The sequence below is a fragment of the Streptomyces sp. MnatMP-M17 genome, assembly GCF_900091995.1.
In the GTDB taxonomy this organism is placed as follows: domain Bacteria; phylum Actinomycetota; class Actinomycetes; order Streptomycetales; family Streptomycetaceae; genus Streptomyces.
In genome coordinates this window covers 1-8,222 of sequence record NZ_FMDK01000418.1, presented here as the reverse complement: position 1 = coordinate 8,222, position 8,222 = coordinate 1, and the positions used below count along the sequence as shown (strand labels likewise).

Below are 8,222 nucleotides of genomic sequence, written 5' to 3'. Positions count from 1 at the left end.
CGGGCGCGGGCGCTTCGGGCGCGGGCGGCTCGTACGGGCCCTTCCGCGCGCGGAAGACGGCCGTGAGGACCTCCGCCGGATCCTCGTCCGCACTGACATGGCCGAGCACGGTGGCGGCCGGGCGGCCCCGGAGCCGTACGAGCGCGAAGATGTCCCCGGCGCCCGGAGGCGGGCCGCCGAGCGCCGGACCGAAGGACAGCACCGGGCCGCCCAGGCTGTCCGGGCCGTCGAGATCGAGATCCAGTTCGGCCACGGCGATGGACGGTAACTCCGGTAACTCGGAAGGCCGTCCGCCGGACGCGCGCGCCGCAGACGCAGACGCAGACGCAGATGCGGATGTGGATGTGGATGTGGATGTGCTGGGTGTGTATGTCATCGGCTCCCCCGTCGGTGATGCGGCACCCGCCGTCACTTCTCCCGCAGCCGGCCCACCCGGCTCAGCGTCCGCTGCGCGTATCCCGCCAGCCTCGGCCGGCTTCTGACGAAGCTGTGCGCCCTGCGGGACGGCTCCCGGCTGAGCCAGTAGAGAGCCGCCCGCGCGCCCGGTCGCGCCACGGAGCCCTCGTACACCCGCAGTCCGCCGGTCTTGAGCGCGTCCTTGTACTCGGCGGCCCCGCGCCCCAGATCGAGCGTATGGATCCCGGCCGCCGCGGCGGCCTCGGCCATCCGCAGATGCAGGATCAGTCCCGGTGAGTACTTGGCGAACGCCGGATCGTAAGCCGGGAACCAGCAGGCCAGCACCGTGCGCGAGCGCAGCCCGAAGTGCGCGGCGACCGGCCGGTCCGCGGCATAGAGCACGGAGAGCACACCGGAGCAGCCCGGCGCGCGGGTCTCGGCCAACTGCCGTACGAGCGCGCGGATCCACTCCTTGGCGAAGCGGTCACGGCGGCCCGTCCTGCGGTACTGCGCGGACTTCCACTCCATGAGCGTGCGCAGGGCCGCCGGGTCGCGTTCGTCGAAGACGAAGCGGACCTCGCCCGCCTGGCGGCCGAGCCTGCGCTCCTTCGCGGTCGTCGTCCTGAAGAACTTGGGCGACCGCGCGCGCAGGCCCGTCTCGTATGCTTCGTATCCCTCACGGACATCGATGACCGGAGACTCGAACTCCTCGGCCGCGGCCGGGACGAACAGCTCCTGTCCGGCTTCCAGATTGTCGAACTCCCAGGCGGAGAGCGCGCAGGCCTTCAGCAGACCGGTCGGCGACAGCCGCAGGCCGCTGCGGAACACGCCTCCCTGTACATCGGACACACCGAGGCCGATGGCCCTGCCATGCCCCAGCGGCCCTGTCTCGTACGGAAAGAAGCCGACGGGCTCGCCATACCGATCCCCGGGGCTTCCCCCGCTGCCCTCGCCTCCGGCGCCGTACCCGTACAGCTCCTCCCGCACCACCGCCACCCGGGCGCCGGGCCGTACGCGGCCGACGGCGCGCGTGAACTCCGGCTCCATGAACGGGCTGGCAGGCGCGCCGGACAGGGCCCGTAACGCGCGCCACGCGTCGATCTCGGTCTCGTCGAGATCCGCCGGCGCGGCAATTCGGATACGCGCCCGATGGCGCGCGGCACTACGTACGTCAGTCATTTCGACCCCCCGGTCCCCAACCCCACCGAAAGGACGGTACCGACCCAAATCGTTCCGGGATAGTGCGCGGCGACCATTCGCCAGAGGCCGAACAACTACTGTCCGAAGTGGTCCGATCGCACATAGGATCGCAGGACGCATCGACCGCGACGTTCGCCCGGGAGGAGGTCTCCATGCTCATGCCACACCGGACGCATCCGATGAGCGGCTTCCCCCAGGCCGCCCATGCCGCCCTGCTGACACAGGAGGCCACCGCCCGCGTCGTGCTTCCCGGCGCTGCGCCGGCCATGGCGGTGGTCGGGCGCGAGGCGCTCAAGGAGTTCATCGGCCGCCCGCATGTCGCCAAGGGCGCCGGGCACTTCACGGCGCTGCGCGAGGGACGAATTCCGGACGGAGCGCCCGCCGGGCGCGGCGGTGTGGTTGATCTACGCGCGAAGGAGGGCACCGCGGCCGATCCCGGTGCCGAAGCCAACGCCGATCTCGACCTCGGTCCCGGCCCGGGTACCACCGCCAACACCTACGCCGACGCCGGTTTGGACGCTGGTGTGGCGGAGTTTCGTGGACAACAGTGTGAGCGAACTGCCCATGGTGCCCGGGTAGTCCGCCGCGTGTTCGATTGTGGTTGTCAGCTCACGTAGTCATCGGACCGTACTCATCTCGGGTGGTCATAGACGTAGTCCCACGGCCAGGGCGATCGTGAGCCCGAGCGTGCAGACCGCGACGACGAACCACGTCTGATGTTTCGCTTCGGGCGTCATGGTCGGCCTCGTCCTTCGCGCTCACGCAGATAGTCCATGAATGTGCGGCACATCCGTGCCATGGCCCGCATATGGACCCAGTTGGCCATGGCCCCGTCGCCCGGCCCGCTCTCCGTCAGGTCGTACCAGTCCTTGAGCGCACCCTTCGCCCGCACCGTGTGCTCCGCCTCGGGCACCCTCTCGACCACGGCCACGAGCCGCGCTCCATGGGCGATGAGCCGCTCGGTGAGATCGGCGATCTCCTGCGGCGGAGGCATCAGACGATGGGGAGCCAGGGCGCGATCGGCGTCGAAGGCGATCGCGTCGAAGTCCACGGCTATGGAGGTGGCATCGTGGGCCATGGCCTCGGTGTGCGCGTTTTCGTCTGTGCTGCCGGCTCTGTGGTCTGTCACTGTGGTCACCTTGGCCCCCGTCTTCGTGTGATCGGCGTCTACGAAGAGAAAACCGCGTTATCAGCCTCCACGAGTACCGTGGAAGCAGGTCTGAGAATGAAAGCCATGAACGCACTGGGGGAGTTGAGAGCATGGCGAGTAACTCACGCACACCCAATACCGGGCTGGCCTGCCTGCTTGAGCAGGCGAAGTGGTCCCGTTCGCAGTTCGCGCAAATCATCAACCGCATGGGTGCCGAAGCCGGTCTCGAGCTTCGCTACGACCAGTCCGCCGTCTCCCACTGGGTCGCGGGCACCATGCCGAAAGAGCAGGTCAGACCCCTGATACTGGAGGCGTTCGCGCGGAAGCTGAACCGGCCGGTGACACACTCGGAGGCCGGTCTCGCGGTCGCTGCGTCCGGCTTTTCCGCTGCGCGTACGTCCGTACACGGGGCTGTACACGGGTCTGCGCAAACGTCTCTGCACGCCTCACCGGACGGTCCGGCGGCGGCTCGCCTCAACACCGTTGAAGAACTCGTCGACATGGGACGGGCGGACATGGATCCGTCCCGCCGTGGCCTGATCGCGGCGGGTCTGTTTTCGGCCGCCGTCGTCGTCCCGCTGTTCCCGGATCTGGCGCAGGCCGCCACTCCGCCGCCGGCCGCTCCGGGGAAGCGGACGGTCCGGATCGGCGCACCTCAGGTGCAGGCCGTAAGGACGATGACGGACCGGATCGCCAATATCCTCGATGAACTCGGAGGCGGTCACGCGCGTCCTATGGCCGCCGCGTTCCTGGTGAACACCGTGATGCCCTGGCTGAAAGCGGAGGCCGCGGAGCGCGTACGGAACGACATGCTGGCCGCCGCGTCCGATCTGGTCTATCTGACCGGATGGATGGCGATGTACGAGCGCGCACACGGGCTCGGCCAGCGCTACTACCTCAGGGCACTCGAACTGGCGGGCGCCGCCGAGGACCATGTCACGTACTGCCGCACACTGCGCGGCATGTCCCTCCAGGCGTCCAATCTCGGTTACGGCAGGCGGGCGTTGGAACTCGCCGACTCGGCCGCCGAGGCCTCCTCGAAGGCGGAGCCGCGCCTTCAGGCGTTCCTGTCGGGACAGCAGGCCCACGCCGCCTCGATGGTCGGCGACAAGCGCCAGGCCTTCACACGGCTGCGCGAGACGGAGACGGCGCTGGCCAAGGCGGACAACCGGCGGGAGTCGATCGGCGGCTACGACCAGACCGCCTATCTCTTCCATGTGTCGCACGTGCTGTACGAGTTCAAGGACCTGCCGGGCTCGATCTCGGCGCTCCAGCAGTCCTTGAAGGCGCAGCAGAAGAACGAGCGCCAGGGCCGGGTCCACTTCCTCGCGGTGCTGGCTCAGCGCCAGTTGGAGCTGGGCCATCTTGAGGCCGCGTGCGGGAGCTGGTGGCAGTTCCTGGACGACTACGAGCATGTGTCCTCGGCGCGCGGGGACCAGCACTTCGAGACGATGCGGCGGCGGCTGAAGCCGTACGCGAAGACGCGCGCGGTGCAGCGGCTGCGGCCGAGGATGGACGAGGTCGCGGTACTGAAGGGCTGAGCATCGGTCCTCGGAACATCAGAGCATGCGCACACCGCCACGCCAGACGGAGGAGACCAGGGGGACTCCCGGGCGGTAGGCCAGATGAACATGGCTCGGGGCGTCGAGAAGGACGAGGTCGGCGCGGGCACCGGGCGTGACACGGCCGATGTCCTGGCGGCGCAGGGCCGCCGCGCCACCCGCGGTGGCCGACCAGATCGCCTCGTCGGGAGTCATGCCCATGTCGCGTACGGCAAGGGCGATGCAGAACGGCACGGACGAGGTGAAGGACGAGCCCGGATTGCAGTCGGTGGAGAGCGCGACGGTCGCGCCCGCGTCGAGCAGACGGCGGGCGTCCGGCCAGTCGGCGCGGGTGGAGAACTCCGCGCCGGGAAGGAGTGTCGCCACGGTGTCGCTGTGGGCGAGCGCGTCCACATCGGCGTCGGTGAGGTGGGTGCAGTGGTCGGCGGAGGCGGCGTCGAGTTCGACGGCGAGCAGCACTCCGGGACCGTACGAGAGCTGATTGGCGTGGACACGGGGCTGGAGGCCCTGCGCCAGGCCCGCGGTGAGGATCGCGCGGGCCTGGTCGCCGTCGAAGGCGCCCTGTTCGCAGAAGACATCGATCCAACGGGCGTATGGAGCACAGGCGTCGAGCATCTCGCCGGTGACGAGGGCGACATAAGCGGCGGGATCGTCGGCGTACTCGGGCGGGACGATGTGCGCGCCGAGATAGGTGACCTCGTCGGTGTGATCGCAGGCGATACGCACGGCGCGGGCCTCGTCCTGGACGGTGAGCCCGTAGCCGGACTTGGTCTCCATAGTGGTGGTGCCCTGACGGAGCGCCTCGGCGAGATAGCGCGCGACATTGGCGGCCAGCTCGGGATCGGTCGCGGCGCGGGTGGCGGCGACGGTGGTGCGGATGCCGCCCGCGGAGTAGGCGCGTCCGGACATCCGGGCGTTGAACTCCTCGGTGCGGTCACCGGCGAAGACGAGATGGGAGTGGGAGTCCACGAAGCCGGGAACGGCGGCCCGGCCGCCCGCGTCGACGGCGTTGTCAGTGGCGGGTGCTTTGCTTGATTCACCGACCCAGGCGATGTGGTCGCCGTCGATGACGACGGCCGCGTCCTGGATCAGACCGATGGGGGTTCCGTCACCGAGGGAGGAGTCGTTGGTGACCAGACCGGCGATGTTGGTGATGACGGTGGACGTGGGCGTGGTCGTGGCCGCGGTCATGGTGGTGGTGATGCTCATGGCGGGCGTTCTCTCCTCCGGCGGCTTCGGCCTGCGCGGCTCGGGTGGCTTGCGCGGCTCGGGTGGCCCGGGTGGCCTGGGCGCTGTAAGGCGTGCGAGGACTGTCGGGATTCCAGGAGTTGTCGGGAGTCCGGGAGCTGTCAGCCGCGCAGGGCCCCGATGGACTCGGCGAGGGCTTCGGGCACATCGGGCACGAGCGTATGGAGCCCGTCCCGTACGAGATGACGGCCGCCCACGACGGTGTGGCGTACATCCGCCGCGGAGGCGGCGAATACGGCGGTCTCCGCTCCGAGCCGTGCCAGCGGGCCCGCTGTTCTGACCGTGTCGAGCGCGATCGTGACGAGATCGGCGAGTGCGCCGGCCTCGATCCGGCCCGCCTCCGGCCGCCCGAGCGCCGCGTGGCCGCCGGCGGTGGCGGCGTGGAGGAGGGACGCGGCGGTCCAGTGGCCGCGGCTGCGGGAGCGCAGCCGTTCGTTCAGCTCCATCGCGCGGGCCTCTTCGAGGAGGTCGATCACGGCATGGCTGTCGCTGCCGAGCGACAGCGGCGAGCCCGCGCGCTGAAGACGGGCCGCCGGGCCGATGCCGTCGGCCAGATCGCGTTCCGTGGTGGGACACATACAGGTGCCGGTGTGGCCGGCGCCCAGCAGGCCGATGTCCTCGTCGGTGAGATGTGTGTTGTGGATCCCGGTGGTGCGTGCGCCCAGCACACCGTGGTCGGCCAGGAGCCGGGTGGGCGTGCGGCCGTGGACGGCGAGACAGGAGTCGTTCTCCGCGGTCTGTTCGGAGAGATGGACATGGAGCGGGGCCCGGCGCGCCTCGGCCCATTCGGCGACGGTGGCGAGCTGTTCGGCCGGTACGGCGCGTACGGAGTGGATGGCGGCACCGATCAGGGCGTGGTCACTGTCCTTGAGCGCGGAGACGCGCTCGGCCCAGGCGTCGGCGGTGCCGTCGGAGAAGCGGAGCTGATGGCGCTCCAGCGGCACGCCGCCACGGCGCTTGCTGAGACCGGCGGAGAGATAGGCGGTGTCGAGGAGCGTGATCCGGATCCCGGCCTCGGCGGCTGCCGCGATCAGGGCTTCGCCCATCGCGTTCGGATTGCCGTAGGGCGTGCCGTCCGGCGCGTGGTGGACATAGTGGAACTCACCGACGGCCGTGATACCGGCCAGCGCCATCTCGGCGTACACGGCGCGGGCGAGCGCGTGGTACGAGTCCGGAGTGAGCCGGGCGGCGAAGCCGTACATGAACTCGCGCCAGGTCCAGAAGGTGCCGGAGCCGACCTGGACGGTGGAGCGCAGGGCGCGGTGGAAGGCATGGGAGTGGGCGTTGGCCAGTCCTGGGAGAGTCAGCCCGCGCAGTACGGTCGCGCCGGGCGGCGGCGCCGGGACACCGCTGCGCACCTCGGTGATCCGGCCGTCGTCGGCGGTGACACCGACGGTCACACCGGGCTCGACATGGTTGTCGTGCCAGGCGTGCTCCAGCCAGTACAGGACGTCGGGCGGCCGGTGGGCGGCCGGTGCGGGGCCGGTCTCCGGTGTGCTCCGTGGGACTCGGGCGGCCTCCGCGATGGCGGCGGGCGTCATGATCCGTGTCCTTCCCGGCGCCGCTGTCGGCCGGGCGGGCTTGGGCCGCTCCGCGGACGGACGTGCTGCCGCTGTCGGCTGCGTCATGTGCACGCGAGTCCTTCCAGTACGTCGGCGAGTGCCAGGATCCCGGCCACGCAGTCGTCCTCGGCGGCGTACTCGGCCGGAGAGTGCGAGACACCGGTGGGATTCCGTACGAACAGCATGGCGGTGGGGATGGAGCCGGACAGAATACCCGCGTCATGTCCCGCGCCGGTGCCGAGGACAGGGACGGCGGACCGGGCGCCGGGACGCTGTCCGAGGATCTTGCCGAGTTCGTCCCGCAGGGCGTGCTCGAATTCGACGACGGGAGTGAAGGACTCACGAACGACCCGCAGTTCGACACCGGCGCGGTCCGCGTGGGCGCGGGCGGCGGATTCGATACCGGCGACCACGGTGTCCAGGGCGGACTGGTCGGCGGCGCGGGAGTCGAGCCAGCCGCGGACGAGGGAGGGAATGGCGTTCACTCCGTTGGGCTCGACGGAGACCTTGCCGAAGGTGGCGAGGGCCCCGGCGAGTTCCGCCTCACGGCGGGCGGCGAGCACGGTCTCGGCGTAGGTCAGCATCGGGTCACGGCGGTCGGCGAGCCGGGTGGTGCCCGCGTGGTTGGCCTCGCCGTGGAAGTCGAACCGCCAGCGGCCGTGCGGCCAGATCGCGGACGCGATACCGACAGGGTCGCCGGAGAGATCGAGCGCGCGGCCCTGCTCCACATGGAGTTCGATGAACGCGCCGATTCGTGCGAGCCGTTCGGGATCGGGCCCGATGGCGGACGGATCGTGTCCCGCCGCCTCCATCGCCCGGGGCAGCGGAACACCGTCTCCGTCGCGCAGTTCATGGGCCTTCTCAGCGGTGAGCCGGCCCGCGCTGAGCCGGGAGCCGACGCAGGCGAGCCCGAAGCGCGCGCCTTCCTCGTCACCGAAGTTGGTGATGGCGACGGGCCTGGTGAACCGCGCTCCCCTGCGGCGCAGTTCATCGAGCGCGGCGAAGGAGGAGACAACACCGAGAGGGCCGTCGAAGGCGCCGCCGTCGGGTACGGAGTCGAGATGCGAGCCGGTGACCACGGCGTCACCGGCGAGCGGGGCGCCG

7 protein-coding genes and 1 pseudogene are annotated in these 8,222 nt (G+C 70.4%); 2 read left to right on the top strand and 6 right to left on the bottom strand.

Annotation, left to right across the window (positions count from 1 at the left end; translation table 11 throughout):
- Together GA0115259_RS19230 and GA0115259_RS19225 are read right to left on the bottom strand one after the other, a co-directional pair.
- A pseudogene (locus tag GA0115259_RS19230) lies at positions 1–253 on the bottom strand (glycosyltransferase family 2 protein); the annotation flags it as partial.
- A 155-nt stretch (positions 254–408) separates the two neighbouring features.
- Positions 409–1,575: a GNAT family N-acetyltransferase gene (locus tag GA0115259_RS19225; protein ID WP_093598532.1), complete on the bottom strand. Its 1,167-nt coding sequence runs from the start codon at positions 1,573–1,575 to the stop codon at positions 409–411.
- A gap of 173 nt (positions 1,576–1,748) precedes the next feature.
- Here GA0115259_RS19225 and GA0115259_RS39645 point away from each other — a divergent pair, with 173 nt between their 5' ends.
- A complete protein-coding gene (locus tag GA0115259_RS39645; RefSeq protein ID WP_093598529.1) occupies positions 1,749–2,213 on the top strand; it encodes a hypothetical protein in 465 nt (154 codons plus the stop codon).
- Positions 2,214–2,329: 116 nt separating this feature from the next.
- On the opposite strand, the gene GA0115259_RS19215 is transcribed toward GA0115259_RS39645, so the two are convergent.
- Positions 2,330–2,725, bottom strand: a complete 396-nt coding sequence (locus tag GA0115259_RS19215) for a DUF6415 family natural product biosynthesis protein (RefSeq protein ID WP_093598526.1) — start codon at positions 2,723–2,725, stop codon at positions 2,330–2,332.
- Positions 2,726–2,856: 131 nt separating this feature from the next.
- Here GA0115259_RS19215 and GA0115259_RS19210 point away from each other — a divergent pair, with 131 nt between their 5' ends.
- Complete coding sequence (locus GA0115259_RS19210; protein WP_093598523.1) at positions 2,857–4,287, top strand: hypothetical protein; 1,431 nt, start codon at positions 2,857–2,859, stop codon at positions 4,285–4,287.
- Between the two features lie 18 nt (positions 4,288–4,305).
- Here the strand turns inward: GA0115259_RS19210 and hutI are convergent, their stop codons facing one another.
- The 3 genes from hutI to GA0115259_RS19195 form a co-directional block, all read right to left on the bottom strand.
- Positions 4,306–5,517: an imidazolonepropionase gene (gene hutI / locus GA0115259_RS19205; RefSeq protein WP_176732591.1), complete on the bottom strand. Its 1,212-nt coding sequence runs from the start codon at positions 5,515–5,517 to the stop codon at positions 4,306–4,308.
- A 140-nt stretch (positions 5,518–5,657) separates the two neighbouring features.
- Positions 5,658–7,097 carry a formimidoylglutamate deiminase gene (locus GA0115259_RS19200; RefSeq protein ID WP_093598520.1) on the bottom strand — a complete coding sequence of 480 codons (1,440 nt, stop codon included), beginning with the start codon at positions 7,095–7,097 and terminating at the stop codon, positions 5,658–5,660.
- A gap of 83 nt (positions 7,098–7,180) precedes the next feature.
- Positions 7,181–8,222 (bottom strand): allantoate amidohydrolase (locus tag GA0115259_RS19195; RefSeq protein ID WP_107469219.1); only part of this gene is annotated, 1,042 nt, incomplete at its 5' end.

What these genes read in the sequence shown, in the direction of transcription:
- GA0115259_RS19225 (WP_093598532.1), bottom strand. Translation starts at nt 1,575, where the DNA reads ATGACTGACGTACGTAGTGCCGCGCGCCATCGGGCGCGTATCCGAATT.
- GA0115259_RS19210 (WP_093598523.1), top strand. Translation starts at nt 2,857, where the DNA reads ATGGCGAGTAACTCACGCACACCCAATACCGGGCTGGCCTGCCTGCTT.
- GA0115259_RS39645 (WP_093598529.1), top strand. Translation starts at nt 1,749, where the DNA reads ATGCTCATGCCACACCGGACGCATCCGATGAGCGGCTTCCCCCAGGCC.
- GA0115259_RS19200 (WP_093598520.1), bottom strand. Translation starts at nt 7,097, where the DNA reads ATGACGCCCGCCGCCATCGCGGAGGCCGCCCGAGTCCCACGGAGCACA.
- hutI (WP_176732591.1), bottom strand. Translation starts at nt 5,517, where the DNA reads ATGAGCATCACCACCACCATGACCGCGGCCACGACCACGCCCACGTCC.